This is a genomic window from Bordetella sputigena (assembly GCF_965137885.1).
GTDB lineage: Bacteria > Pseudomonadota > Gammaproteobacteria > Burkholderiales > Burkholderiaceae_B > Bordetella_C > Bordetella_C sputigena.
Genome location: NZ_CBCSCA010000001.1, coordinates 322849 through 349691 on the forward strand (window position 1 = coordinate 322849; position 26843 = coordinate 349691).

At 67.2% G+C, this 26843-nt stretch carries 26 protein-coding genes and 1 riboswitch; of the genes, 18 read left to right on the plus strand and 8 right to left on the minus strand.

The features are described 5' to 3' along the window. Nucleotides 1-22: 22 nt before the first annotated feature. Both ACNA0R_RS01540 and ACNA0R_RS01545 read right to left on the minus strand, forming a co-directional pair. Nucleotides 23-913, minus strand: a complete 891-nt coding sequence (locus ACNA0R_RS01540; protein WP_415824117.1) for a lysophospholipid acyltransferase family protein — start codon at nt 911-913, stop codon at nt 23-25. Next, nucleotides 910-1887, minus strand: a complete 978-nt coding sequence (locus ACNA0R_RS01545; protein ID WP_415824457.1) for a lysophospholipid acyltransferase family protein — start codon at nt 1885-1887, stop codon at nt 910-912. The genes ACNA0R_RS01540 and ACNA0R_RS01545 overlap by 4 nt, the downstream gene beginning before the upstream one ends. Before the next feature lie 268 nt (nt 1888-2155). Here ACNA0R_RS01545 and metK point away from each other — a divergent pair, with 268 nt between their 5' ends. The 6 genes from metK (at nt 2156) to ACNA0R_RS01575 (ending at nt 7940) form a co-directional block, all read left to right on the plus strand. Beyond that, nucleotides 2156-3319, plus strand: coding sequence for a methionine adenosyltransferase (gene metK, locus ACNA0R_RS01550; RefSeq protein ID WP_415824118.1), 1164 nt, complete (start codon nt 2156-2158; stop codon nt 3317-3319). Nucleotides 3320-3602: 283 nt separating this feature from the next. Next, a complete protein-coding gene (locus ACNA0R_RS01555) occupies nt 3603-4469 on the plus strand; it encodes an STAS domain-containing protein (protein ID WP_415824119.1) in 867 nt (288 codons plus the stop codon). Between the two features lie 3 nt (nt 4470-4472). Next, the gene (locus ACNA0R_RS01560) at nt 4473-4847 is read left to right on the plus strand and encodes an STAS domain-containing protein (protein WP_415824120.1); all 375 of its coding nucleotides are present in this window, start codon (nt 4473-4475) and stop codon (nt 4845-4847) included. Further along, nucleotides 4844-5260 carry an anti-sigma regulatory factor gene (locus ACNA0R_RS01565; protein ID WP_415824121.1) on the plus strand — a complete coding sequence of 139 codons (417 nt, stop codon included), beginning with the start codon at nt 4844-4846 and terminating at the stop codon, nt 5258-5260. Before ACNA0R_RS01560 ends, ACNA0R_RS01565 begins: the two co-directional genes overlap by 4 nt. Then, the gene (locus ACNA0R_RS01570) at nt 5245-6264 is read left to right on the plus strand and encodes a SpoIIE family protein phosphatase (protein WP_415824122.1); all 1020 of its coding nucleotides are present in this window, start codon (nt 5245-5247) and stop codon (nt 6262-6264) included. Before ACNA0R_RS01565 ends, ACNA0R_RS01570 begins: the two co-directional genes overlap by 16 nt. Continuing rightward, nucleotides 6261-7940, plus strand: coding sequence for an ATP-binding protein (locus ACNA0R_RS01575; RefSeq protein ID WP_415824123.1), 1680 nt, complete (start codon nt 6261-6263; stop codon nt 7938-7940). Before ACNA0R_RS01570 ends, ACNA0R_RS01575 begins: the two co-directional genes overlap by 4 nt. 33 nt (nt 7941-7973) lie before the next feature. Here the strand turns inward: ACNA0R_RS01575 and ACNA0R_RS01580 are convergent, their stop codons facing one another. Then, complete coding sequence (locus tag ACNA0R_RS01580) at nt 7974-8897, minus strand: LysR family transcriptional regulator (RefSeq protein ID WP_415824124.1); 924 nt, start codon at nt 8895-8897, stop codon at nt 7974-7976. A gap of 97 nt (nt 8898-8994) precedes the next feature. Between ACNA0R_RS01580 and leuC the strand changes: the two genes are divergently transcribed. From leuC to ACNA0R_RS01630, 10 genes are all read left to right on the plus strand, one after another. Further along, nucleotides 8995-10431: a 3-isopropylmalate dehydratase large subunit gene (gene leuC / locus ACNA0R_RS01585; protein WP_415824125.1), complete on the plus strand. Its 1437-nt coding sequence runs from the start codon at nt 8995-8997 to the stop codon at nt 10429-10431. A 6-nt stretch (nt 10432-10437) separates the two neighbouring features. After that, nucleotides 10438-11073 carry a 3-isopropylmalate dehydratase small subunit gene (gene leuD, locus ACNA0R_RS01590; protein WP_415824126.1) on the plus strand — a complete coding sequence of 212 codons (636 nt, stop codon included), beginning with the start codon at nt 10438-10440 and terminating at the stop codon, nt 11071-11073. Nucleotides 11074-11116: 43 nt separating this feature from the next. Beyond that, entirely contained in the window at nt 11117-11998 is an 882-nt protein-coding gene (locus ACNA0R_RS01595; RefSeq protein WP_415824127.1) for an alpha/beta fold hydrolase, read from the plus strand. 65 nt (nt 11999-12063) lie between these two features. Further along, on the plus strand, nt 12064-12402 hold the full coding sequence (locus ACNA0R_RS01600) for a DUF2442 domain-containing protein (protein ID WP_415824459.1): 339 nt from the start codon (nt 12064-12066) through the stop codon (nt 12400-12402). Between the two features lie 31 nt (nt 12403-12433). Next, nucleotides 12434-12661, plus strand: a complete 228-nt coding sequence (locus tag ACNA0R_RS01605) for a DUF1289 domain-containing protein (protein WP_415824128.1) — start codon at nt 12434-12436, stop codon at nt 12659-12661. Nucleotides 12662-12896: 235 nt separating this feature from the next. After that, nucleotides 12897-13937 carry a glycosyltransferase family 4 protein gene (locus ACNA0R_RS01610; RefSeq protein ID WP_415824129.1) on the plus strand — a complete coding sequence of 347 codons (1041 nt, stop codon included), beginning with the start codon at nt 12897-12899 and terminating at the stop codon, nt 13935-13937. Next, nucleotides 13930-14044: riboswitch (S-adenosyl-L-homocysteine riboswitch) on the plus strand. (Overlaps the previous gene by 8 nt.) A gap of 138 nt (nt 14045-14182) precedes the next feature. Continuing rightward, a complete protein-coding gene (ahcY, locus tag ACNA0R_RS01615; RefSeq protein WP_415824130.1) occupies nt 14183-15601 on the plus strand; it encodes an adenosylhomocysteinase in 1419 nt (472 codons plus the stop codon). A gap of 81 nt (nt 15602-15682) precedes the next feature. Then, entirely contained in the window at nt 15683-16021 is a 339-nt protein-coding gene (locus ACNA0R_RS01620) for a phage holin family protein (RefSeq protein WP_415824460.1), read from the plus strand. Next, nucleotides 16018-16866, plus strand: coding sequence for a methylenetetrahydrofolate reductase [NAD(P)H] (gene metF, locus ACNA0R_RS01625; RefSeq protein WP_415824131.1), 849 nt, complete (start codon nt 16018-16020; stop codon nt 16864-16866). The genes ACNA0R_RS01620 and metF overlap by 4 nt, the downstream gene beginning before the upstream one ends. A gap of 161 nt (nt 16867-17027) precedes the next feature. Continuing rightward, nucleotides 17028-17975, plus strand: coding sequence for a CDP-diacylglycerol diphosphatase (locus tag ACNA0R_RS01630; protein ID WP_415824132.1), 948 nt, complete (start codon nt 17028-17030; stop codon nt 17973-17975). Nucleotides 17976-18062: 87 nt separating this feature from the next. Here the strand turns inward: ACNA0R_RS01630 and ACNA0R_RS01635 are convergent, their stop codons facing one another. The 5 genes from ACNA0R_RS01635 to ACNA0R_RS01655 form a co-directional block, all read right to left on the minus strand. Then, nucleotides 18063-18926, minus strand: coding sequence for a peptidase (locus tag ACNA0R_RS01635; RefSeq protein ID WP_415824133.1), 864 nt, complete (start codon nt 18924-18926; stop codon nt 18063-18065). 168 nt (nt 18927-19094) lie between these two features. After that, the gene (locus ACNA0R_RS01640; protein ID WP_415824134.1) at nt 19095-19895 is read right to left on the minus strand and encodes a transglutaminase family protein; all 801 of its coding nucleotides are present in this window, start codon (nt 19893-19895) and stop codon (nt 19095-19097) included. Further along, nucleotides 19892-20896: an alpha-E domain-containing protein gene (locus ACNA0R_RS01645; protein ID WP_415824135.1), complete on the minus strand. Its 1005-nt coding sequence runs from the start codon at nt 20894-20896 to the stop codon at nt 19892-19894. The genes ACNA0R_RS01640 and ACNA0R_RS01645 overlap by 4 nt, the downstream gene beginning before the upstream one ends. 2 nt (nt 20897-20898) lie before the next feature. After that, nucleotides 20899-22329 carry a circularly permuted type 2 ATP-grasp protein gene (locus ACNA0R_RS01650; RefSeq protein ID WP_415824136.1) on the minus strand — a complete coding sequence of 477 codons (1431 nt, stop codon included), beginning with the start codon at nt 22327-22329 and terminating at the stop codon, nt 20899-20901. Nucleotides 22330-22660: 331 nt separating this feature from the next. Further along, nucleotides 22661-23284, minus strand: coding sequence for a 5-formyltetrahydrofolate cyclo-ligase (locus ACNA0R_RS01655; RefSeq protein ID WP_415824137.1), 624 nt, complete (start codon nt 23282-23284; stop codon nt 22661-22663). A gap of 22 nt (nt 23285-23306) precedes the next feature. On the opposite strand from ACNA0R_RS01655, the gene ACNA0R_RS01660 reads away from it, so the two are divergent. Together ACNA0R_RS01660 and ACNA0R_RS01665 are read left to right on the plus strand one after the other, a co-directional pair. After that, on the plus strand, nt 23307-25505 hold the full coding sequence (locus ACNA0R_RS01660; protein WP_415824461.1) for a lytic transglycosylase domain-containing protein: 2199 nt from the start codon (nt 23307-23309) through the stop codon (nt 25503-25505). Between the two features lie 93 nt (nt 25506-25598). After that, nucleotides 25599-26765, plus strand: coding sequence for a CCA tRNA nucleotidyltransferase (locus ACNA0R_RS01665; RefSeq protein ID WP_415824138.1), 1167 nt, complete (start codon nt 25599-25601; stop codon nt 26763-26765). Nucleotides 26766-26843: the final 78 nt, after the last annotated feature.

The following is a 26843-nucleotide window of genomic DNA, read 5'->3' on the forward strand; positions in this document are numbered from 1 at the left end:
TGCGCGACCGGCGCGGGCGGTTTCAATACAGTTTCGCTTCGCCGGGCGGGCGGGTTTTGAAGCGGCGATGCACCCAGTAGTACTGGCTGGGGCAGCGCCGCACCCAGGTTTCCAGTTCGCGATTCAGGCGCGCGGTGGCTTCTTCCAGCGTGTCCTCGCCCGGGAAGTCCTTGAGCGCCGGCAGCACTTCGACGTGATAGCGGCCGGTGTCCGGATTCCAGAATTCGATGACGGGGAACACCGGCGTATGCCATTTGCGGGCAATCTGCGCGGTGGCCGGAATCGTGGCCGCCTGCACGCCGAAGAAAGGGACGAAGATGGCGCCGTCGCGGCCGAAATCCATGTCCGGCAGGTAATAGACCGGCCGCGCTTCGCGCAGGTGGCGGATCAGCCCGCGCACGCCCTCCTTGCGGCTGACCAGGTGGACTTCATTGAAGCGCTGGCGGCCCGCCCGCACGATGGTGTCGACGTCCGGATCGCGCTGCGGGGTGTACATGGTGGCGCCGGTGGGCGATTCCATCGTCAGTCGCGTGGCCGCCACGTCCAGGCCGACGAAGTGGGGCGCCAGCAGGATCAGGGGCTGCTTTTCCCGGCCCAGGCGCAGGAATTCCTCGTGCCCGGACACGGTGACCATCTCGCGGATGGCCTCGGGGGTGCCGTACCACAGCACGCCGCGGTCGACCAGCGACTGGCACAGCGCGCGGAAGTGCTGGCGCAGCCAGCGCCGGCGGGTGGCCGGACTTTCCTCGGGAAAGCACAGGTCCAGGTTGATGCGCACGATACGCCGGCGCCGGCGCGCGAATAGCAGCGTGAACCAGGTCAGGATGGCGCCGGCCCGCAGCCGCGTGGCGGGGCTGACGCGGCCGAACCAGGAAAACAGGGCGACCAGCGCCCGGTGCTTGAGGCCGCTCATTGAATGCGATCCGCGGACGCGCCGGAGGCCGTTCCTATGCTGTCGCCGGCATTGGTGCCGGGACGGGGGCGATCGGCGTTGTCGTGGGCGCCAGTCGGCGTCACACCCATGCCGGCTTCCGCGGCGGCGCCGGCATCCGGCGCGGGCGGCGCGCCGCGCGGCGTCTTGTAGCGGTTGTAGCCCCACAGATACTGCTGGGGAAAGCGGCGGATCAGGGTTTCCATGGCGGCATTGAAAAGCGCGGCCTGGGCTTCGGCCGTGGCGGGCAGCGGACTGGGCACGCGTACATAATGGACACGCCAGCCGCGTCCGCGCGGCAAGCGTTCGCCGGCGGTCAGGATGACCGGAACATCGTTGGGAAAAGCCAGCTTGCCCGGCAGCGTGACGGTATAGGCCATGCGGCCGAAGAAGGGCGCCCAGACGCCTTCGCCTTCCTTCGGCGCCTGGTCCGGCAGCATGCCGATGCCTTCGCCGCGGCGCAGGGCGCGCACGAATTCCCGCACGCCCTGCATGGTGGCGGGCACGGCGCGCAGCGTCGAGGTATTGCGCGCCGCATCCAGCAAGGGCGCGAGGACCGGTTGGCGCGGCGGACGGAACATGACCGTCAGCGGCAGCTGGCGGGTCAGGTGCCGGGCCATGATTTCGAAGCAGCCCAGGTGGGGCGTCATGAATAGAATGCCGCGCTTCTCGGCGCGGGCGGCTTCCACGATGGCTTCGTCGTCCGATTGCACGCGCGCCAGGCAGCGGTCGGTCTGGAACCAGACCTTGGGCATTTCGAAGATCATGGCCCCGGCCTGGGCGGCCGCTTCGCGGGCGAAGCTGGGATCGTCGTAGCCGGCCTGGGCGGCGTTGGCGCGCAGGCGGCGCCGGTATTTGCCCGGCCAGAGATAGGCCAATATGCCGAAGAAGCGCCCCATGCCATGCAGCAGGGATAGCGGCAGGCGGGCCATCAGGCGGAACAGGGCGACGAGCAGCATGCGGTGGCGGCGGATGAAAGCCGCCATTTTCGCTTAAAATGGCAAAGGTCGCCGAGTTAACCGACAACTTGCGGGGCGACGCGGGCAGTCCATGGGGTTTCCGATGGGCTCGCACGCAAAATCCGCTAAAGCGTCGCGCCGTGGTCAAAGTCTTCCCAGATGGCGAACCAGGTGCAACGCACCTTCGTCAATCCGACCGCTGGCGGTCAGTGCCCGGGCCTACGCCCTGGCTGGTGCGCCCGCGGTCCAGCAAGGAAAGCTAACCGTGGCACATAGTGATTTTCTCTTTACTTCCGAATCCGTCTCCGAAGGCCATCCGGACAAGGTCGCCGACCAGATCTCCGATGCCGTCCTGGACGCGATCTTCACCCAGGATCCCAATGCCCGTGTGGCCGCGGAAACGCTGTGCAATACGGGTCTGGTCGTGCTCGCCGGCGAGATCAGCACCACCGCCAGCGTCGACTACATCCAGATCGCCCGCGACACGATCCGCCGCATCGGCTACGACAACACCGAATACGGCATCGACTACAAGGGTTGCGCGGTGCTGGTCGCCTACGACAAGCAGTCGCCCGATATCGCCCAGGGCGTGGACCGCACGTCGGAAGACTATCTGAACCAGGGCGCCGGCGACCAGGGCCTGATGTTCGGCTACGCCTGCGACGAAACGCCCGACCTGATGCCGGCGCCGATCTGGTATTCGCACCGCCTGGTGCAGCGCCAGAGCGAACTGCGCAAGGACGGCCGCCTGCCGTGGCTGCGCCCCGACGCCAAGTCGCAGGTCACCTTCCGCTATGTCGACGGCCGTCCCACGGAAGTCGACACCGTGGTGCTGTCGACCCAGCACGCGCCGGAAGTTTCCCAGGAAACCATCCGTGAAGCGGTGATCGAGGACATCATCAAGCCGTGCTTCCCGGCCGGCCTGATCACCACGAAAACGCGCTTCCTGGTCAACCCGACCGGCCGCTTCGTCATCGGCGGCCCGCAGGGCGATTGCGGCCTGACCGGCCGCAAGATCATCGTCGACACCTATGGCGGCGCGTGCCGTCATGGCGGCGGCGCCTTCTCGGGCAAGGATCCGTCCAAGGTCGACCGTTCGGCCGCCTATGGCGCCCGCTACGTGGCCAAGAACATCGTGGCCGCCGGCCTGGCGCGCAAGTGCGAGGTGCAGGTCAGCTATGCCATCGGCGTGGCCGAGCCCATCAACATCACGGTCTACACCGCCGGCACGGGCGTCATTCCGGACGAGCAGCTGTCCAAGCTGGTGCGCGAGCACTTCGACCTGCGTCCCAAGGGCATCGTCAATATGCTGGACCTGCTGCGCCCGATCTATTCCAAGACGGCCGCCTATGGCCACTTCGGCCGCTCTGAGCCGGAATTCACTTGGGAAGCCACGGACAAGGTGGCCGCGCTGAAGAAGGCCGCCTGAAGTCAGGGCGCGGGGGCACAAGCCGCCGCGCCGCAATGTATGCGAAATGCCGCGACGGTGACGTCGCGGCATTTTCTATTTCGGCGCATCCATGCGGGTCCGTGCTCATCCATAAGCATTGCCCTTCGCGGGTTCATGCGCGGCCGTCCAAACGCATCGTCGCAGCCGAATACAGGTTCTCTGCCGACCTGTTAACCTGTGCGGCATTTTGGCCCCGCTTCCCCGGGGCCGGCGCGATCATAGGGTCGTTGCCGCACCCACCACGCCTATCCTGGAGCATTACGTGAGCGTATCCAGCCGCAGTTTGTCCGCTATCGTGCGGGAGACCGAGCAGACCATCTTGAAGGAATGGGTTGGTTTGCAGTTGGAGTCCTCCAATGCGAAAGGACTGATCAACGACACGGAACTGCGCGCCCAGTGCGCCAACTTCCTTAACGTTTTTACCGCCGCCCTCCAGGACAACATGGACCCGCGCATGCCGGGAGCCGCCTGGGATGAAGTCCGGGCCTTCCTGGCGGCGCTGTCGCGCAGCCGCGCGGTGCAGGGTTTTTCCCCGTCCGATACGGCGGTGTTCGTGTTCTCCCTCAAGCAGCCGCTGTTGTCGTCGCTGCGCCGCGAGTTCGGCGATGATCCGGCGCGCCTGGCCGATGAGTTCTGGAGGCTGACAGTGGTCCTGGACGCGCTCGGGCTGCATACCGTTGAGGCCTACCAGAAGGGCCGCGAGCAGATCATCCAGCGCCAGCAGCAGGAACTGCTGGAGCTTTCCACGCCCGTGGTCCAGGTCTGGGACGGCATCCTGGCGTTGCCGCTGATCGGCACGCTGGACAGCGAACGTACCCAAACCGTCATGGAAAGCCTGCTGGAAGGCATCGTCGAACACGAAGCCACGATCGCCATCATCGATATCACCGGCGTGCCGATGGTGGATACGCTGGTCGCCCAGCATTTGTTGAAGACGGTGGCCGCCGCGCGCCTGATGGGCGCCGAATGCATCATCAGCGGCATCCGGCCGCAGATCGCCCAGACCATCGTCCACCTGGGCGTGGAGCTGGGTGACGTCGTGACCAAGTCGACCCTGGCGGAAGCCTTGCGCGTGGCCCTGTACAAGACGGGACAGCAAGTCGCCCGCCTGCAGGGCGGCAGGGCATAGGCCATGGACCGCATTCCGATATTGAAATTGCAGGATTACCTGCTGGTCACCATACAGGTCGAACTGCATGACCAGTTGGCGATCACCCTGCAGGATGACCTGACGCAACAGTTGTCGCGGACGCACGCGCGCGGCGTGCTGATCGACATCTCGGCCCTGGAAATCGTCGATTCCTTTATCGGCCGCACGCTGGCCCATATCGCCGCCATGGCGCGCATCATGGACGCCAATACGGTCATCGTCGGCATGCGCCCGGCGGTAGCCATCACCCTGATCGAGTTGGGTATGTCGCTGACCGGGATCAAGACCGCCCTGAACGTCGACAAGGGCATGGAGCTCCTGCGGCTGTCGGATGGCTATGGCCCGGACATCGCGTGATAACCGAAACCCGGCAGACCATACTCGAAATCCGCACCCAGGATCAGCTCAGCCTGGTGCGGCGGACGGTACAGGAATGGGCGTCCCAGGTGGGGTTCGGTACCCTGGACCGTACCAAGTTCGTCACCGCGGCCAGTGAAATAGGCCGCAATACGCTGGTGCACGGCCTGGGCGGCCGCATGACCATTACGGAAATCGTCAATGACGATGGCGTGCGCGGGCTGCGCCTCTATTTCGAGGACACGGGGCCGGGCATCGCCGACCTGTCGCAGGCGCTGACCGATGGTTTTTCCACCGCGAAAAGCATGGGCCTGGGGCTGGGCGGGGCAAAACGCCTGGTAAGTGAATTCGACGTGCAATCCCAACCGGGGCAAGGTACCCGCGTGAGCCTGACGCAATGGAAACGCCGCTAAGCGTCACGGAGCAGAGCCAGATATCGGAGGCGCGCCGCCATGCCGTGACGACCGCGCAGAACAACGGGCTGTCGGAAACGCTGCAGAACCGCGCCGCGCTGGTGATGACGGAGCTCGCGACCAACCTGGTCAAATACGGGCGCGGCGGGGAAGTGATCGTGCGCCCCTGCCCGGCGCCCGGCGAGCCCGGCCTGGAGATCCTGGCCTTGGACAAAGGCCCTGGCATCGCGTCGCTCGAGCAGAGCATGAACGACGGGTTTTCCACCGGCAACAGCCTGGGATTCGGGCTGGGCGCCATCGCCCGCCTGTCCTCCCACGTGGATATACATACGTCCCAGGGAGCCGGCACCGCGATCCTGGCGCGCCTGACCGAAGACATGCCCGTCGACGCCGCGGCGCTACCGGTTCGCCGCCGTCCCATCGAGGTCAGCGGCCTGACGACCGCCAAGGCCGGACAGGAGTCCTGCGGCGATGCCTGGTCGGCGCGCTGGGTCGACGGCGCCTTATGGGTGGTCGCGGTGGACGGGCTGGGACATGGTCCCCAGGCATGCTACGCCGCGACGCAGGCGGTGGCCGTATTCCACCAGGCCGATGGCGCCGCGACGCCGTATGACATCGTGCGCGCGGCGCACAAAGAGCTCAAGCATACGCGCGGCGTCGTGATGGCCATCGCGGTGGTACGGCCCATGCTGGGGACGATGGAGTTCGCGGGCATCGGCAATATCTCGGCCGTGCTCGTCCAGAACCACGAACAGCGGCGGTTGCCGTCCATGGACGGCATCGTGGGCTACAGCGTGCGGGCGATACGCGAGCAGTCGTATACCTGGACGCCGACGTCCACGCTGGTGCTGGCCAGCGATGGCCTGTCGTCGCGCTGGAACCTGGCGCAGCAGGCGTCGCTGCTGGCGCGCCATCCCTCCCTGATTGCGGGCGTCATGCATCGGGATTATGCGAGGTCAACGGATGACGCGACTGTTGCCGTCGCAAAGGGCTGCCCTACATGAACCACCGAATCTTGAGCACCCGCATCGCGAGCGACCAGGGCCTGGTCGGCGCGCGCGACCGCACGCGCCAGGTCGGCGACGTGTTCGGGCTGGAGGACCTGCAGCGTACCCGCCTGGTGACGGCGGTGTCGGAGATCGCCCGCAATGCGGTGGACTACGCCCGCGGCGGCCGCATCGATTTTGGGTTCTGTCCGGCGAGCGCGACGGAACCGCAGGCCATCATCGTGACCATCGCCGATGACGGCCCCGGCATCACGGACCTGCCGGCGATACTGTCCGGCACGAACCGCGCGGATGGCAATGTCCAGCTGGGCATCAGGGGCGCGCGGCGGCTGGTCGATCGTTTCCATATCGAATCGGCGCCGGGCAAGGGCACGACCGTGACGCTGGAAATGCGCTTGCCCGTGTTCCATCCCGCCATCGAACCGGAACACCTGGCCAGCCTGATCGAGAAGCTGGCGCGGCGCAAATTGCAGACGCCGGTGGAAGAGCTGGAGCAGCAGAACCGCGAAATGCTATTGACGCTGGAACAGCTGCAGCTGCGCCAGGCGGAACTCGAACGCGCCGATGAACGCAAGGATGAATTCCTGGCGATGCTGGCGCACGAACTGCGCAATCCGCTGTCGGCCATCGGCACCGCGCTGGAGCTGATGAAGCGCAAGCGCGACGCCAGCCCTGACGATACGCGCCGTTTGACCGCGCTGGTGTCCCGGCAGACCGAGCAGCTGGCCCGGCTGGTCAACGACTTGCTGGATGTTTCGCGGGTGACGCGCGGCAAGATCGAGCTTAACCACGAGGCGCTGCCTGTCGGCGAGTTGGTGGACCAGGCCTTGGAGATGACCCAGGGTGCGATCAACGCCAAGCGCCATACGGTGGACTACCTGCCGCCGCCGGCCGATGTGTGGGTGCGCGCCGATCGCGTGCGCTTCCGGCAGATCCTGAGCAATCTATTGCACAACGCGGCACGCTACACGCCCGAGCGGGGCCTGATACAGCTGGAAGTCCGGGCCGGCGCTGAGCGCGTGGAAATCATCGTGCGGGACAACGGCATAGGCATAGGCGCCGATATGCTGCCGCGCGTCTTCGACCTGTTTTCACAGGCCGACACCAGCCTGGGCCGCAAGGACGCGGGCCTGGGCATAGGCCTGACCCTGGTGCAGCGGCTGGCGGCCGCCCATGGCGGCATCGTGACCGCGGCCAGCGAGGGCCTGGGGCAGGGCAGTGCCTTTACCGTCAATATGCCGCGCCTGGCGGAGCCTGGCGCGGTGGCGGCCGCGCCGGCGCCGGCGCAGGCCCCCAGCAACGGCGGCCTGCGCGTGCTGTTGATCGACGATAACGAAGACGCCGTGCAGTCCATGCGCCTGTTGCTGCAGGATGCCGGCCACACCGTGGCCACGGCCGGCAATGGCGAGGCCGGCCTGGCCAGCGCCCAGGCGCTGGCGCCGCAGGTGGTGGTGATCGATATCGGATTGCCGGACGTGGATGGTTTCGAAGTGGCCGCCGCCTTGCGCCGGTCATCGGCGACGGCGAACAGTTTTCTGGTGGCCTTGTCCGGGTATACCGCGACCGCGATGATGGAGCGCGGCGCGAAGGTCGGTTTCAATCAGTATCTGTCCAAGCCGGTGGACGTCGCCCGGCTTGAAGAAGTGCTGCGGGCAGTGCCGCGCGAAGCGTGAATCAGCCGGGTCGAGGCAGGCGGCCGGGCGCTCCTACCAAAGCAATTCATGCCTGCCCACCCGCCGCCGCTGGTCGGCGAAACGCTCCAGCAGGAAATCCACGAAGGCCGACACTTTGGCCGGCAGCTTGCCGCGTTCCGCATACAGCACATGGATGTCGGCCGGCGGCGCCATCCAGCCTTGCAGCAAGGTCGCCAGCCTGCGTGATCGCAGGTAGGGCGCGACCTCCCACTCGGAACGCAGAACAATGCCATGGCCCGCCAGCGCCCATTGCAGAACGCTTTCGCCATCGTTCGAACTTAGCGGACCGCGCACCTTGACGGTTTCGGTGCGTTGGCCGGCGCGCAGATGCCAGGTCCCATAGGCGGCGTCGTTTTCCCGTACGACCAGGCAGGCATGCTGCTGCAGCTCGCGCGGCGATTGCGGCGTACCGTGTGCTTCCAGATAGGCCGGCGCGGCGCACAGCAGCCGGCGATTGCCGGCGATGCGACGCGCGGTCAGCCTGGCGTCGGGAAGATCGCCGAACCGTATGCCTACGTCATAGCCCTGGTCGCGCAGCGGCAAAGGGCGATCCGTCAGATGCATCTGAACTTCCACTTCCGGATACCGGCGCACGAAATCCGCGACCGCGGGAACGATATGCCTGCGGCCGAAGCCGAAGGTCGCGTTGACCCGCAGCAGGCCGCGCGGCTGCACGCGGCTGCCGGCGATCCGGCGTTCCAGCGCGTCCAGGTCGCCCAGGATGCGCGTGCCTTCCGCCAGATACCGTTCGCCTTCTTCCGTGACGCTGGCGCGGCGCGTGGTGCGATTGAGCAGGCGTACGCCCAGGCGCTGCTCCAGCTTGGCCAGCCGGGTGCTGACCGCCGCCGGCGTCAGGCCGAGTTCACGCGCCGTCGCCGATAGGTTGCCGTGGCGCGCCAGCAGGGCGAAAAACGCGAGTTCCGATAGGGAATCCATTATTAAGCCAGATTGAAAGATGCTTCCAGTCTGTCTTGATTATAAAGATCTGGCGCGCGCCTAAACTGCCTCCGTACATCCATACCGGAGCCATGAGATGGCCGCGCTGACCCTTTACGAGAAGCTGGTCCGTACACATGAAGTGGCACGCCTCGACGCCCGGCACGTGCTGCTGTACGCCGACCTGCACATCATGAACGAATACACCAGCCCGCAGGCTTTCGCCGGCCTGGACGATCGCACGTTGCGTACCCGGCGTCCGGGCCAGCAGGTGGCCGTGGTGGATCATGTGATACCCACGCATCCGGTGCCGCCGGCGCAGCGCGTGATCGCCGATCCCGCTTCGGCCCTGCAGGCGCGCAACCTGAAACGCAATTGCGTGGCCCACGGCATCGCGTTGTTCGATACGACCGATCCGGGCCAGGGCATCGAGCACGTGGTGGCGCCGGAGCGCGGCATGATTCTTCCCGGCATGACGGTGCTGTGCGGCGATAGCCATACCACCACCTATGGCGCGCTGGGCGCGCTGGGTTTCGGCATCGGTACCTCGGAAGTCGAGCACGTGCTGGCGACGCAGACGCTGGTCTATCGTTTGGCGAAGACCATGCGCGTGCGCGTCGACGGTGTGCTGCCGCCGGGGACCACGGCCAAGGACCTGGTGATCCACATCGTCCGTCGCCTGGGCGCGCAGGGCGCGCGCGGTTATGCGGTCGAGTTCTGTGGCGAGGCGGTGGCCGCGCTGAGCGCCGAAGGCCGCATGACCCTGTGCAATATGACCGTGGAGGCCGGCGCCCGCGCCGCCCTGATCGCGCCCGACGCTGTGACGATCGCCTACGTGCGCGCCCACGCCGGGCATCTTTCCGCGCACGAATGGCGGTTGGCGCTGGCTGACTGGCGCGACCTGCACACGGACCCGGATGCCGGCTTCGACGCGGAGCACCAGTTGGACGCCGCCGCGATCGCGCCGTACGTGACCTGGGGCACCAGTCCGGACCAGGCGCTGCCCGTCACCGGCAAGGTGCCGGATCCCGATGGCGAAGGTGATGCGCTGGCGCGCATGGCGCTGCGCAAGGCCATCGAGTACATGGGTCTTGCGCCGGGCGAGGCCTTGGACGGTCTGCCCGTGGATCGTGTGTTCATCGGCTCATGCACCAACGGGCGGATCGAAGACCTGCGCGCCGTCGCCGGGCTGGCGCGCGGGCGCCGCGTGGCGCAAGGCGTGCGCGCCATGGTCGTGCCCGGCTCGGGCGCGGTGCGGCGGCAGGCGGAAGCCGAAGGCCTGGCGCGGCAGTTGATCGACGCCGGCTTCGAATGGCGTCAGCCGGGGTGTTCCATGTGCCTGGCCATGAACGATGACGCGTTGGCGCCGGGGGAACGCTGCGCGTCCACGACGAACCGCAATTTCGAAGGCCGCCAGGGGCGCGGCGGCCGTACGCACCTGATGAGCCCGCTGATGGCCGCCGCGGCGGCGCTGACGGGCCGCATTACCGATGTGCGCATGTTCGGCATGGGCTCGGCGGATAGCGAGGGATAAGGCGACATGAACATCATCGAAGGCTGCGCCGCGCCGCTGCCATACAGCAACCTGGATACCGACCAGATCATGCCCAAGCAGTTCCTGCGCGGCATCGACAAGCAGGGGTTGGATAAAGGACTGCTCTACGACATGCGTTTCGACGACGCGGGCCACGAGCGGCCGGACTTCGTGTTGAACCGCATGCCTTGGCGGCAGGCTTGCATCCTGGTGGGCGGGCCGAACTTCGGCTGCGGGTCCAGCCGCGAGCACGCGGTGTGGGGGCTGCTGCAATACGGCATACGCGCGGTGATCGCGCCCAGTTTCGCGGAGATTTTTTTCTTCAACGCAATGAATAACGGGCTACTGCTGGTCGCGCTGGATCAGACGCGCGTGCAGGCCTTGCTGGCGCAAGTGTCCGATCCGGCGCGGGCGCATCTGCGCATCGATGTCCTGCATGGGCTCGTGGACGCGGGATCGGGCAATGTGGCGGGCTTCGAGCTATCCGAGCGCCATCGCGATATGTTCCTGCATGGGCACGATATGGTCGATGCCACGCTTGCGCGGCAGGATGCGATCGCGGCATTCGAGACGCGCCACTGGCGCGAGCGGCCTTGGCTCGAGGACAATGCGCGCCGGGCGCTCGCTGGATCACGCGCCTAGGCGCGCGGTAAGCTGCGTCGCAGGAGCTTCGGGAGACATATCCATGGCATCTTTTTTCGACGTGCCGGTGCGCCGGTTCGACGTGCGGGGCACGCGGATCGCGGCGCGGGTGGCTGGAGCAGGCCCTGCTTTGCTGCTGCTGCATGGCCATCCGCAGACCAGCGCCATGTGGCACCGCGTATGGCCGGCGCTGACCGCGCGCTACACCTGCGTGGCGGCGGACCTGCGCGGCTATGGCGATAGCGGCAAACCCGACGCCGCGCCGGACCATGCCGCGCATTCCAAGCGGGTCATGGCCGCGGACATGGCGGACGTCATGCGCCAGCTGGGCCATGAACGGTTCAACGTGCTGGCGCATGATCGCGGCGCGCGCGTGGCGCATAGGCTGGCGTTGGATCATGCCGATCGCGTGCGGCGCATGATGCTGCTGGACATTGCGCCGACGCTCGACATGTATGAGAACACCACGCGCGCCTTCGCCCAGGCCTACTACCACTGGTTCTGGCTGATCCAGCCGGCGCCCATGCCGGAAACCATGATAGGCCGCGACCCGGTGTTCTACGTCCGCTCGATCATGGGCGGCCGTCCCGGCGGCCTGGCGATTTTCGATCCGCGCGCCCTGGCTGAATACGAACGCTGCGCGGCCTCGCCCGGCCTGCCCACGAGTATCTGCGAGGACTATCGCGCGTCCGCCACCATAGACCTGGAACACGATCGCGCGGACCGGGCCGCCGGCCGCCGGGTCGAGTGCCCGCTGCGCGTCCTGTGGGGCGCCCGCGGCGCGGTAGGCCGCAATTTCGACGTGCTTGCCCTATGGCGCAACGTCGCCGCCACCGTCGATGGCCACGCCGTCGATGGCGCGCACTATCTGGCCGAAGAACTGCCGGACGAGATCAGCGCCGAAGCGGTGGCGTTTTTCGGTTAGGACGTCGGGCCAGGCCTTAGCCTGGGTGCGGACCGCCAAGGGTGGAATCGACCGCCGCTGTAGGCGTGAGATATCTCCCGGCGCTCAAGTCCCTCCTGATCAGTTTTATGGACCGCACTGCCCTGGTTCTTCCGGTCACGAACTATGCCGAGTTTGCGGAACTGAAGATTGCCGAGCTCAAGCGCATTGAGGTTGGCTTGGCAGGTTCCGCGCTCTGTCTGAATGAGCGCGACCTGCACATTTCCATCGCCGGTCTGGTGTCCGCGAGCGAGCCGCTCATGGAGATGGCTGCCAGCGTAGTGGCAACGCGTAACGGCCAACGCAGCACAGCTTCGAAGGCTCACGCCTCACGGCGGAATGGTGCAAAAGGAGGGCGCCCGCGAAAGACTGTGGCGTCGGGTTAGGGAGGGGTGCCGCGGGTGCTATCCTTGAGCCATGCCTGTCCCCGTTCCCGATCTTTGCCCGCCGTCCGCGGTTGGGCCTGGCCGCAGCCTTTCTGCCACGGATTCGCCCTGCGTCGCCGTGTGCTCCACCCTGTTCGACGATGTCTGCCGCGGCTGCGGCCGTACGGCCATGGAGGTGGCGAACTGGGTCTTCATGACGGATGAGGAAAAGCAGGTCGTGTGGCACCGCATCAAGGCGCAGGGGTATCCGCGGCGTTAGCACCCTGCTCCTGCCGGCTGCTGCTCCCACCCCGCGCTGTTTCCGCCCGTGACGGCGACGGCGGCGCCGAGCCACGGTGGCGTTGTACCCGGCCTTCGGCGGGGCAGTAGCTCGGCGGCTCGTCTCATAGCTATGGACATGGGGCGGCTTCATGACTGTCGCCACGGTGTCATAAACCCCGTGCCAAATAGGGGCTTTCCGGCTACCGCCGGCCCGTCGGCCGGTCGCAACGTCCATGCTGATCGCACTGGTTACGGATGCCTGGCATCCGCAAGTGAACGGGGTCGTCCGCACCTGGACGACCATGCTGAAGATTCTCAGGGGCTGGGGCCACGAGGTCATCGTCATCAGTCCCGAAGGCAGCCGCACCGTGCCGGCGCCGTCGGAGCCCGACCTGCGGCTGTGCATCCAGCCTCGCAAGCAGCTGAAGCGGCTGCTCGGCGATGTGGTGCCCGACGCCCTGCACATCGCGACCGAAGGCCCCCTGGGCCTGGCCGCGCGGCGCATGGCGCTGCGCCGCGGCTGGCGTTTCACGACTTCCTTCCACACCATGTTTCCGGACTATCTGGAGGCACGGATGGGCATTCCGGCATGGCTGCCGTGGCGCTACATGCAGTGGTTCCACAAGCCGTCGCAGCGCGTGCTGGTGCCGACGCCGACGGTGCGCGATACGGTGGCGCGCCATGGCCTCGGGAATCTGCAGGTATGGTCGCGCGGCGTGGATGCGGAGCGCTTCCGGCCGGTGGCCGCGGGCGCCGGGGACATATACGCCGGCCTGCCGCGCCCCATCTTCCTGAGCGTGGGGCGCGTCGCGCGGGAAAAGAACCTGGACGCGTTCCTGACGCTGGACCTGCCCGGCAGCAAGGTGGTGGTAGGCGGCGGACCGGATGAGGAGCGGCTGCACCGCAAGTATCCGGACGTGCGTTTTACCGGCATGCAGGCCGATGACGTGTTGCCAAAGTACTACGCGGCCGCCGACGTCTTCGTATTTCCCAGCCTGACCGACACATTCGGTCTGGTCATGCTGGAGGCCATGGCCTGCGGTACGCCGGTGGGGGCCTTCCGGACGGACGCCCCGCTGGCGGTGATCGAGGACGGCGTCACCGGTTGCCTGCGCGATGATCTGCGCGACGCCTGCCTGCGAGCGCGCGAGCTGGACCGCGGCGTCGTGCGCCAGCATGCGCTGACCCGCACCTGGGACGCCGTCGCCACGGATCTGTTGAACGCACTGGTTCCTCTGACCCCGGCGACCCGCTACAATATCGCCCACGCCTGAGGAGCGTTGCGACGGGGTGGACGTTATTGCGATGTCCCCCGCCAGGCTCAGGCTCAAGTTCGGCTGTCCACGCAGGGCGTGGCGGCATGCAACGGCGCTCACCTTTGTCGCATGCGCGGCAGAGGCGGGCGCGCAATCCCTGTGTGGTGTGATCCCGGCCGTAGCAGAAGCAACCCAATCGGCCGGGGTGTTGCGCACGTCTCGGCCGCGGTGTGGCGCCGTCCGTTTATACGTGGAGCCAACCCATGAACACCGTTTCCGAAAAATCCGTTTCCGACTACATCGTCGCCGACATCGGCCTGGCCGGCTGGGGCCGCCGCGAAATCGCCATCGCCGAAACCGAAATGCCCGGCCTGATGGCCACGCGTGAAGAATACGCCGCCGCCCAGCCGCTGAAGGGCGCGCGCATCGCCGGCAGCCTGCACATGACCATCCAGACCGCCGTCCTGATCGAGACGCTGAAGGCGCTGGGCGCGGACGTGCGCTGGGCCTCGTGCAACATCTTCTCGACCCAGGACCACGCCGCCGCCGCCATCGCCGAAGGCGGCACGCCCGTCTTCGCCGTCAAGGGCGAAACCCTGGAGCAGTACTGGGAATACACCCACAAGATCTTCGAATGGCCCAATGGCCAGCACGCCAACATGATCCTGGACGACGGCGGCGATGCCACGCTGCTGCTGCACCTGGGCGCCAAGGCGGAGTCGGATGCCTCCGTGCTGGCCAAGCCGGGCAGCGAGGAAGAGCGCGTGCTGTTCGCCGCCATCAAGGCCACCCTGGCGCGCGACCCCAAGTGGTACTCGACCCGCCTGGCGCAGATCCGCGGCGTGACGGAAGAAACCACCACCGGCGTGCATCGCCTGTACCAGATGTCGCAGCGCGGCGAACTGGCCTTCGCCGCCATCAATGTGAACGACTCGGTCACCAAGTCCAAGTTCGACAACCTGTACGGCTGCCGCGAATCGCTGGTGGACGGCATCAAGCGCGCCACCGACGTGATGGTGGCCGGCAAGATCGCCGTGGTGGCGGGCTACGGCGACGTGGGCAAGGGCTGCGCCCAGGCCCTGCAGGCGCTGCGCGCCCAGGTCTGGGTCACCGAAATCGACCCGATCTGCGCCCTGCAGGCCGCGATGGAAGGCTACAAGGTCGTGACCATGGAAGAAGCCGCCGACAAGGCCGACATCTTCGTCACCGCCACGGGCAACTACAACGTCATCACGCGCGACCACATGGACCGCATGAAGGACCAGGCCATCGTCTGCAACATCGGCCACTTCGACAACGAAATCGATGTCGCGTCGCTGGAAGGCTGCAAGTGGGAAGAAATCAAGCCGCAGGTCGACCACGTCATTTTCCCGGACGGCAAGCGCATCATCCTGCTGGCCAAGGGCCGGCTGGTGAACCTGGGCTGCGCCACGGGCCACCCGTCCTTCGTGATGTCCTCGTCCTTCACCAACCAGACCATCGCGCAGATCGAGCTGTACACGCGCAACGAAGCCTATGAAAAGGGCCAGGTCTACGTGCTGCCCAAGCAGCTGGACGAAAAAGTCGCCCGCCTGCACCTGAAAAAGCTGGGCGCCAACCTGACCACGCTGCGCGCCGACCAGGCGTCGTACATCGGCGTGCCGGTGGACGGTCCCTTCAAGAGCAATCACTACCGCTATTGATGGTGTAGTCTTGCAAGGGACGGCGATGCTCTGCGCTATCGCCGCCCCTTTCAACGACTCGATGCGGGAGAATCGAACATGCTGAGCCTGATCCTGGTCTGGATCCTTAATGCGGTGGCCTTGCTGGTGGTGGCTTACCTGCTGCCGGGTATTGCGGTGGCGAGCTTCGGATCGGCGTTGATCGCCGCGCTGGTGCTGGGTCTGCTGAACATGCTGGTCAAGCCGGTGCTGGTATTGCTGACCCTGCCTATTACCATCGTCACGCTCGGTCTCTTCCTGATCGTCCTTAATGCGCTGTTGTTCTGGTTCGCCGGGTCCATACTCAAGGGCTTCCAGGTCAACGGCTTCTGGTGGGCGGTGATCGGTGCGATCCTGTACAGCATCATCTCGGGCCTGCTGTCTACCTTGCTCGCCTCATGACCGATACCACAACGCCGGCGTACAGCCTGGAATTCTTCCCGCCGCGCGATATCGCCGCGCAGGAACGCCTGCTGCGCGCGGCCAAGCAGATGCTGGCCATCCATCCCCGGTATGTCAGCGTGACCTTCGGCGCCGGCGGCTCCACCCGCGAGGGTACCGCCGGCACCGTGCGCATGCTGCGCAACCTGGGGGTGGAGGCCGCCCCGCATCTGTCCTGCGTGGGCGCCACGCGCGCCGACCTGCGCGCCATCCTGCAGTCGTATCGCGACGAGGGCGTGCGCCAGGTCGTCGCCTTGCGCGGAGACCTGCCGTCGGGCATGGGCGGTGACGCGGGCGAACTGAAATATGCGCGCGATCTGGTGGCCTTCATCCGCGAGGAAACCGGCGACTGGTTCCATGTCGAGGTCGCGGCCTATCCGGAGATGCATCCGCAGGCGGACAATCCGTCCCGCGATCTGGATCATTTCGTCGATAAGGTGCGCGCCGGCGCGGATAGCGCCATTACGCAGTACTTCTTCAATCCCGACGCCTATTTCGATTTCGTGGACCGGGTGGCGGCGAAGGGCCTGTCGGTCCCCATCGTGCCGGGCATCATGCCCATCACCAACCATACGCAGCTGGCGCGCTTTTCGCAGATGTGCGGCGCGGAGATCCCGCGCTGGATCCGCTTGCGGCTGGCCGAGTTCGGCGACGATAAGGCGTCCATACGGTCGTTCGGGGTGGACGTGGTGACGGACCTGTGCCGGAAGCTGCTGGAAGGCGGTGCGCCCGGGCTGCATTTCTACACCTTGAACAGCGCCGAAGCGCCCATGGCGATCTGGAAAAGCCTGACCGGCAAAATATGACGCGGGCGTGACAGCGTCGCCTGTTTACGCGCCGTGTTGCCTGCGTTGAACAGGCCTTGCGCGCATGCCAGGCCGGATCGCACGATGCGGCCGTTTCGCCTATACGATACTCGCGGCTCCGCATGCGGATGGCCGGATATATCGAAAGGCGGGCGACCCGGGTGTGCAGTTTTCCATTCGTATTTACGCTGGCGGTGACGGCCGGCTTGGTGGCGTTGGCCGCCATGCCGGCGCGGGCCGGCGCCATGGCGGGCGGCCCTTCCGTCGCGGCGGTTCCCGTGCCCGGACCCGGCTGGACGATCACGGAACGACGCAACGCACTGTGGAACGTCGTGCGGCACTGCGTGCAGGCGTCCCGGGCCGCCGGCGCGGGCGGGCGTGAAGCGCATGCATCGGCTACCGCGCCGCCGCGCGAGCCGCCCGCGGATGACGTATCGCGGCCCAACGCCTGCGCCAGGGTGGACCTACAGGCCGGGTACATGGTCCTGAAGGACAACAGCCCGGCCAAGCCCTATGCCTTCCTGCTGCTGCCCACCGAACCGATTACCGGCACCGAAGACTCGCGTCTGTGGGTCACCAATGGCCCCAACTATTGGCGCGCCGCCTATGAGAACCGCGGCTACGTAGAGCGGGTATTGAAGCTGCCGTTGCAACGCACGCAGATCGGCTTCGCGGCGAATTCCATCTATGGCCGCAGCCAGGATCAATTGCATATCCACGTCACCTGCATCCGTCCGGACGTCGCCGCCCAGCTGGCCGCCAGCGTCGGCAAGCTGAGCGACTCGCGATGGACCCTGCTGCCGCCCCTGGCGGGCAAGCGCCATCGCTACCGTGCCCTGCTCACGGATGATGCCGCGCTGGCGCATACCGATCCCGTGCGCCTGCTCGCCAGGGATGTATATCCCGACGGCGACATGCTGCCCCACACCTTGTTCATGGCGCCCGTGACCCTGGCCGACGGCCGGCCGGGTTTCGCTTTCCTGGATGGCGAGGCGGATCAGGACGCCAGGCACGGGCGCTACACGCCGGCCGGCAACCGTGGCGCATCGGAGGAATTGCTGGACGATAGTTGCGCCATTGCCAGGGGCGCGGACGCCCACCGTCGATAGACGCCGCGGCGACAGCAGCCGCCGCGCATTCGGAACATTCCAGGCGGTTCGGGCCGCGGGACGCGGCGCTGGCCGGTCCGGGGCGGCTCAGCCGGCCTGCGACGGCTCCTTGCCCTCGGCCAGCGCCTGCACCGGCGTGACGTCGGTGGGTTCGGCGCTGCCGGGCAGCACGCGCACGGGCTGATGGATGCGTCCGGCCGGGACCAGGCTGTCCGGCGAGGCCGGATTGGTCCACACCGGATCGTCGATTTCCGCGAACACCTGGCGCAGCTTTTCGCCCCAGCTGCCGCGGATCATCCGGAAATAGGCGTTGTTCTCGTCGATGTTGGCGAAGCGCGTCACCCGCAGGGAACCCGACTCGTAGACCAGCAGATCCAGCGGCAGGCCGACGGAGATATTCGAACGCAGCGTCGAATCCATGGATATGAGCGCGCATTTCGCCGCTTCGTCCAGGGTCGTGCCGGGGTCGAGCACGCGGTCCAGGATGGGTTTGCCGTACTTGGACTCGCCGACCTGGAAATAGGGGCACTCGGCGTGGGCCTCGATGAAATTGCCCGCCGAATAAATCTGGAACAGGCGGCAGCGCTCGTCGCGGATCTGGCCGCCGAAGATCAGATTGACGTTGAATTCCACACCCTGGTCGTGCAGCGCTTCCGCATCGCGGCGATGCACTTCGCGGATCGCCTCGCCGACGATGCGCGTGGCCTCGAACATGTTCGGCGCGTTCCAGATCGAAGCCGGGTCGGCGCTGTCGTGCATGGAGAGCATATTCACCACCGACTGGCTGATGGCCAGGTTGCCGGAGGTCAGCAGCACCATGACGCGTTCGCCCGGGCGTTCGAACACGTTGAGTTTGCGGAACACGCTGATCTGGTCCACGCCCGCGTTGGTGCGTGAATCCGAGAGGAAAACAAGGCCCGTGTGCAAGCGGGCCGCGACACAGTAAGTCATGGACGTTGGATGTAAGGCAACCCGGGCATTTTAGTGAACCGGGGAAAAAACGACAGTGCGGCGTCGGTGGCCCGCAACAGTCCGCCGCGCCACCGCCGGCGCCGTGGGGAGCGGCGAGCCGATAAGCGGCTTGGCCAGCGGTGAGCGGCTATCCACGCCGTCGTCCGTCTACTGCTGGGTTGACTGCACCTGCACGTTCACCACCATCGATTCCGTGCCGCCGCCATGGCGGACGCCGCGCACCGGGCTGGCCGAGTCGTAGTCGCGCGCCACCGCCAGCCGGCAATGGCAATCGGAGGCGAACTGCCGGTTGGTGATGTCCACGCTGCACCAGCCCCCGCCCGGCAGCCAGATATCGGCCCAGGCGTGGCTGGCGGCATGGTCGTTCACCGTGTACAGATAACCGCTGACATAGCGCGCCGGCACGCCCAACGCGCGCGCGCAGGCCAGGAACAGATGCGCATGGTCCTGGCACACCCCGTGGCCCAGCGCCAGCACCTGCACGGCCGCCGTGGTGACGTCGGTGATGCCGGGCTCGTAGGCAACCTGGTCGGAAATCGCCTGGGCGAGCTTCAGCGCGTCGGCCGGTTCGCGCAGCCCTTGCGGCAGGACCCGCGCGCAGAAATCGGCGATGGTGCTGTCCGGCATCGTCAGCGCGGTGGGTACGCGGTAGGCGTCCACCGGCAGGCGGTTTTCCTCGCTGGTCAGCAGGCCATCGGTCAGCGGGTCGATTTCCACCTGCCCGGTGACCAGCAGGTCGATCTCGTTGTGCTGGTGGTTCAGGGTCAGCGTATGCGTGGTGTTGCCGTAGGCGTCCACCTGCTCGGCCAGGTCGCCGGGCGCGTAGATATGCCAGCGCAGCGAACGCTGGTGGTCTTCGCCGCGCGGCGTCAGGCGCAGCGTCTGGATGCTGTAGGTCACCGGCGCGGTGTAGCGGTACTGGGTGACGTGTTTGATGAAGTGTCTCATGCGCGTTGTCCCCTGACGGCTCCGGACTGCCAGGCCGACAGCGGCAGCAGGAAGTCGTGGCTGATGCGATTGCCCAGATCGTTCACGCGGTCGAGGAAGCGTTCCAGGTAGCCATGCAGGCCGCTGGCCATGATGTCCTCCACTTTGCCGTAGCGCAGTTCCGAACACAGCATGCCGGCGCGCCGTTCGGTTTCCGCCGAGCGGTCGTTCGAGATCAGGGCCAGGTTGTCCGCCACCGCCTGTACCGAGCTGAGCAGCGAACGCGGCATGTCGCCATGCAGGATCAGCAGCTCGGCCACCCGGTCCGGCGTAACGACGTCGCGATATACCTTGCGATAGACCTCCAGCCCGGACACGGAGCTCAGAATGGCGCCCCAGCGGTAGAACTCGTCGCGCACCGCCACGCCGCGCTGCGCATCGGGCCGCATGCCGTCGGCGGCGTCGTCGTATTCATGGAATTTCACATCCAGCATGCGCGCGGTATTGTCGGCGCGCTCCAGATGCATGCCCAGCCGCATGAAATACAGGGCCTCGTCTTCCAGCATCGTGCCCAGGGCCACGCCGCGCGCCACGTGCGAGCGGAACTTGACCCATTCGAAGAATTCGCCCGGGTTGCGTTCCGGCAGTTCGGCGCGCAGATGACGCAGCAATTCCAGCCAGGTGCTGTTGTAGGTTTCCCAAAGCTCGGTCGTCAGGCTGCCCCGCACCGCGCGGGCATTCTCGCGGGCGGCGCGCAGGCAGGCATAGATCGATGAGGGATTGTCCGGATCGCGCACCATGAAGCGCAGCACGTCGCGCGCCGCGCCTTCGGGGTGGCGCTCGTCGAACAAGGTCTGCAGTTCGGAAATACGCATCAAGGCGCGCCAGGATCGTTCGCGCGTGGCGGGATCCTGCGGCAGCAGGGACATCTGCAGGCTGACGTCCAGCATGCGGGCCATGTTCTCGGCGCGCTCCATGTAGCGGGACATCCAGAACAGGCTATCGGCGGTGCGGCTGAGCATGGTCATTCCTCCAGCACCCAGGTGTCCTTGGTGCCGCCGCCCTGGCTGCTGTTGACCACCAGCGAGCCTTCGGTCAACGCGACGCGGCACAGGCCACCCGGCACGGTATGGATTTCCTTGCCGCACAGCACGTAGGGACGCAGGTCGACGTGGCGCGGCGCCACGCCGCTTTCCACATAGGTCGGCACGGTCGACAAGGCCAGGGTGGGCTGGGCGATGTAGGCGGCCGGGTTGGCGCGTACGCGCGCGCGGAAGTCGTCCACCTCGGCGCGCGTCGACGACGGCCCCACCAGCATGCCGTAGCCGCCGGCGCCATGCACTTCCTTGACCACCAGCTCGTGCATGTTCGCCAGCACGTGCGACAGCTCGTCCGGCCTGGAACAGCGCCAAGTGGGCACGTTCTGCAGGATGGGTTCTTCGCCCAGGTAGAAGCGGATCATGTCCGGCACGTAGAGATACGTGGATTTGTCGTCGGCGATGCCGGTGCCGATGGCGTTGGCCAGCGTGATGCGGCCGGCGCGGTATACCGACAGCAGGCCGGGCACGCCCAGCGCCGAATCGGCGCGGAAGGACAGCGGGTCGAGGAAGTCGTCGTCCACCCGCCGGTAGATCACGTCCACGCGGCGCGGCCCGCGGGTGGTGCGCATGTAGACGGTGTTGTGGTCGACGAAGAGATCGCGTCCTTCGACCAGCTCGACGCCCATCTGCTGGGCCAGGAAGGCATGTTCGAAGTACGCCGAGTTGTACATGCCCGGCGTCAGCACCACCACGGTCGGATCGTCGTTGCCGCGCGGCGCGACTTCGCGCAGGTTGTCCAGCAGCAGGTCGGGGTAGTGCGCCACCGGGCCCACCTTCAGGCGGCTGAAGGCGTCGGGCAGCAGGCGCATGGACATCTTGCGGTTTTCGAGCATGTATGACACGCCCGACGGCACGCGCAGATTGTCTTCCAGCACATAGAAGGCGCCCGCGCCGGCCCGCACCACGTCCACGCCGGCGATATGGCAGTAGATGTTCTCGGCGACGTCGACGTCCTGCATCTCCGGCCGGTATTGCGCGTTCAGGAAGACCTGTTCCGCCGGGACGATGCCGGCGCGCACGATGTCATGGCCATGGTAGATGTCGTGGATGAACATGTTCAGCGCGCGCACGCGCTGTTTCAGGCCGGCGTCCAGCTCGCGCCACTCGGCGGCCGGAATGATGCGGGGGATCAGGTCGAAGGGAATCAGCCGCTCGGTGCCGGCCTCGTCGCCGGCCACGGAAAAGGTGATGCCGACGCGGCGGAAATTGAAGTCGGCCTCCAGCCGCCGCGCGGCCATGACCTCGTCGGTCTGCGTGGCAAGCCATTGCTGCAGGGCGCTGTAGTGCTGCCGCACGCCGCCCTGGCTGTCGTACATCTCGTCGTAGGCGCGGATTGGGCCGGACGGCTGGTCCATGATTGCGCTCCTCCCGGTCGGGGGCGGCCGCCTTCGCCCTTTACCCGGGCGATAGACGGGGACGCCCGTTTACGAATGCTAAGAAGCAACAGTCGTGCCAATTTTGCGGACCGGCCGGCGCCCTGTGCGGGGCCGTTCCGGTGCGTGGGCGACGCCCCGTTCCGGCCGCCGACGCACCGCCGTGGTGCCGGGCGCCTGGCGGAGGGCGTGGGCGGCGATTCGGCGTGCCGCGCTTGCCCGCCGTGGCGCCGCCCGGCGAGGTCCGGCGGTTGTGGTCCGGCCGACGTGAGCTGACCCGTGGAACGGCCTGTTGCGGTCTGGCCCGTTCAGTTTAAGGCGCCTTGGGCACCCAGCCGTCCGGCGTAAGTACGGCATCCAGGCGGACGTCGTGCGGTTCGGGGGCATGGGTGTCCTCCAGGCGGCCCACCGACCAGGCGATGCCGATCGTGGTGAAACCATGTCCGGCCGCTTTCAGGGCCGCCAGCGTGCGATCGTAGTAGCCGCCACCATAGCCGACCCGGTCCGCCTGCCCGGTGTAGCCGAGCGTGGGCACCAGGATCAGCTCCGGGGTAACCGCGGCGCCGGCCGCGGGCTCGGCGATGCCGTAGGCGCCTTCGCGCATGGGCGTGTCCGGCGTCCAGGGCAGGAATTCCAGCGGCTGACCGGGGCCGCGCACCACCGGCAGGGCGACCGTAATGCCGGCCTCGACCCACTGGCTGAGCAGGGGCCGCAGGTCCGGCTCGTCGGGCAGCGGCCAATAGGCGGCGATGACCGACAGTTCGGGCTGGCCTGCCTTGCGCGCGGCGTCGCGCGCCAGCGCCACCCATGTATAGAGACGGCCCCGCATGAGCAGTCCTCCGCGTTGGCGCTGCGCATCGTTCAACGATGCGCGGGCCTCGCGCAATCGCTTGCGCACCGGTACTGCGTTATCCTTTGTCGTATTTTTCGTAGTCATTGGGTACAGGCGTTAAGGAGAGCTGATGCGTAGGGGGGAATCGGGACGTTATCAGAAACCGCCGGGGGTCGATGCCGCGCGCCTGCTGGGCCGCGTATTGCCGCTGCTGGGGTTGCTGACGTCCGCGTGCGCGCCGGTGGATGCGCAACAGCACGCCCCGCTGGCGCAGCATACGCCCGGTCTGGCGGTCGACGGCACGGCGAACGCGGGCGATGCCGCCGCCGCGCCAGGCGCGGCCGCCGGACTCGTCGCTTCCAACGGGGCCGCCGCGCCCGTCACCAGCCTGGCCAACGATCCCACCGCCAGCGCGCAGCCGGAACAGGTCTCGCTGCTGACCACCGATCCCCTGACGCCCGCGCGGCAGGCGGTGATCACCGCCCGCGACGCCATGACGCGCAAACAATGGTCGGCGCTGGCCGTGGTGGTGCCGCAGGCGCGCGAAGACGTGCTGGGCATGTACCCCGAATACTGGCTGCTGCGCTACCAGGTGTGGAACATGCCGCGCGCGCAATGGCCGGTGGACCAGCTGCGCCGCTTCATCGAGCGCAATCCGGACGCCTATCTGGCGGACAAACTGCGCGCGGACTGGCTGCTGGCGGCCGCGCGCTCGGGCGACTACGACACCGTCAACAGGCTGGCGCCGGTCAAGAACGGCAATGCGCAGACGGAGTGCGCCGCGCTGGAGGCGCGCTACATGACGGGCCGCAAGGTCAGCGGCGCGGACGCGCTGCGGGCCTTCGCGCCGGGCGTGTGGTGCTGGTCGCTCTATGACGACCTGGTCGCCAACCGCATCCTGGGCTGGAAGGATTTGCAGCCCCGGTTCCGCGACGCCATCGAAGACAACAAGCTGGGCGACGCGCGCAAATACGCGGGCTATCTGTTCGAACCGCCGGAGCAGAAAGCCTACGACGCGATGATGAAGGACCCGATGAAATGGCTGGTGCGCCAGCCGCGGACGCTGCGCTCGCCGGCGGAAACCGAGCTGGTCACCATCGCGCTGGCCCGCCTGGCGCGCGGCAACCTGGACGTCGCCGATTCCTACGTCCGCCGCGAATGGGCCAAGAACCTGCCGCGCCAGGATCTGGCCTGGGTGCGCGCGCAGCTGGCGCTGGTGGCGGTGCTGAACCAGGATCCGCGCGCCCACGACTGGTATGTGGAAGCCGGCCATATCCGGCTGACGCAATACAACGAAGAATGGAAAGTGCGCGCCGCGCTGCGGCAGCCGCGCATCGACTGGAAGTGGGTCGTCGCCTCCATCGAGGCCATGTCCCCGGAAGCGCGCGAAGAGCCCGCGTGGATCTATTGGCACGCGCGGGGCGTCGCGGCGCTGGGCCGCCGCGAGCAGGCCCAGCGCGAGTACGAGCAGATCGCCGGCAGGTTCAGTTTCTATGGCCAGCTGGCGGCGGAAGAACTGGGCCGCGCCATCACCGTGCCGCCGAAGGCGCCGCCGCCCAGCACGCAGGAAATGGCGCAGGCGCGCGCCAACCAGGGCCTGCAGCGCGCCATCGCGCTGTTCCGCCTGGGCTGGCGCGGCGATGCCGTGCCTGAATGGAACTTCGCGCTGCGCGGCATGGACGATCGCCAGCTGTTGGCCGCCGCCGAACTGGCGCGCCGCGAAAATATCTACGATCGGGTGGTGAATACGTCGGATCGCACCGAAAAGGAGTTCGATTTCACGCAGCGCTACATCGCACCCTTCGAAGGGCGCGTGGCCGCCAAGGCCAGCCAGGTGGCGCTGGACCCGGCCTGGGTCTATGGGCTGATCCGCCAGGAATCGCGCTTCATCATGGACGCGCGCTCGTCCGTCGGCGCGTCCGGGTTGATGCAGCTGATGCCCGGCACCGCCAAATGGGTCGCCAACAAAATCGGCCTGAGCAATTTCACGCCGGGACAGGTCAACGACTTCGATACCAATACCTTGCTGGGCACCTCCTACCTGAGCATGGTGCTGCAGGATCTGGACGGCTCGCAGGTGCTGGCCAGCGCCGGCTACAACGCGGGACCGCGCCGGCCTATCCGTTGGCGCGCGTCGTTGACGCATCCGGTGGAAGGGGCCATCTTCGCCGAAACCATTCCCTTTACCGAGACGCGCACCTACGTCAAGAATGTCATGGCCAACGCCACGTATTACGCGGCGCTGTTCAGCGGCCAGCCGCAGTCGCTCAAGCAGCGCCTGGGCCAGGTCTCGCCGCAGCCGCCGGAACGGACGGACCTGCCGTGATGGCGCGCGCCGCATGCGCCGTGTATGCGGGCGGCCGGGCGGCCGCCGCCAGCGCCCGGCGCCGGTCTTGTACGTCCGCCGCCGGGTGACGCGATGAGCGATCCGGTGCTGGATGGACTGCGGGCCTACATCGTCGGCGGCGCGGTCCGGGACGAACTGCTGGGCTTGCCGGCGGGCGACCGCGACTGGGTCGTCGTTGGCGCGACGCCGGAAGCGATGACGCAGCGTGGATTCGTGCCGGTGGGCGGGGATTTTCCGGTCTTCCTGCATCCCGCCACGCACGAGGAATATGCCCTGGCGCGCACCGAGCGCAAATCGGGCCGTGGCTATAAAGGGTTCACCTTCTACACCGGCAGCGACGTCACGCTGGAAGACGACTTGGCGCGCCGCGACCTGACCGTCAATGCCATCGCCCGCGATGCCGACGGCCGGCTGATCGATCCCCTGGGCGGCGTGCGCGACCTGCGTGCGCGTGTGCTGCGCCACATCGGCGAGGCCTTCGCCGAGGACCCCGTGCGCATCCTGCGCCTGGCCCGCTTCGCCGCGCGCTTCGGCGATTTCACCGTGGCGCCGGAAACGCTGGCGCTGTGCCGCGCCATGGTGCAGGCGGGCGAGGCCGATGCCCTGGTGCCGGAACGCGTGTGGAAAGAGTTGTCGCGCGGGCTGATGGCGCGGCATCCCGCAAGGATGATGGACGTGCTGGAGCAGGCCGATGCCTTGCCGCGTATCCTGCCGGGCCTGCGGGTGGACCCGGGGGTAAAGGCCGATCTGGACGAAGCCGCGCGGCGCGATTTGCCCCTGGCGGGGCGCTATGCGCTGCTTTGCCTGGGCTCGCCGCAGCGGGGTGACCTGGCGGCGCGCCTGCGGGTTCCCACGGAATGCGCGGATCACGCGCGCTTGCTGCCTTTGGTGCTGGATGGGCTGGCGGCATTGCAGGCCACGCGAAGGGAGGATGCCGCCCTTGCTGGCGATCGCGCGCCGGACGCCCGGACCGCCGAGAGCGGCTGGCCCGCTGACGACGCCGAAGCCAGGCTGGCGCTGATGGAGCGCTGCGACGCCCTGCGCAAACCGGGGCGTTTCCTGGACCTGCTGCGTACGGCGGATGTCCGCATGGCGGTCGACCACGACGCATGGCGCCCCGATCTGGATGCCGTCCGCGGCATCGATGCGGGCGCGATCGCGCGCGAACATACGGGCGACCCCGCCCGTATCAAGGAAGCGCTGCGCAAAGCGCGCTTGCGTGCCCTGCGGCGGGCGTAGATCCTGGCCAGGGCGCCGAGAGCTTCGCGCCGCGCGTGAGACACGCAATATGCCCCCGGCGCCAGTCGCGTGCCGGCG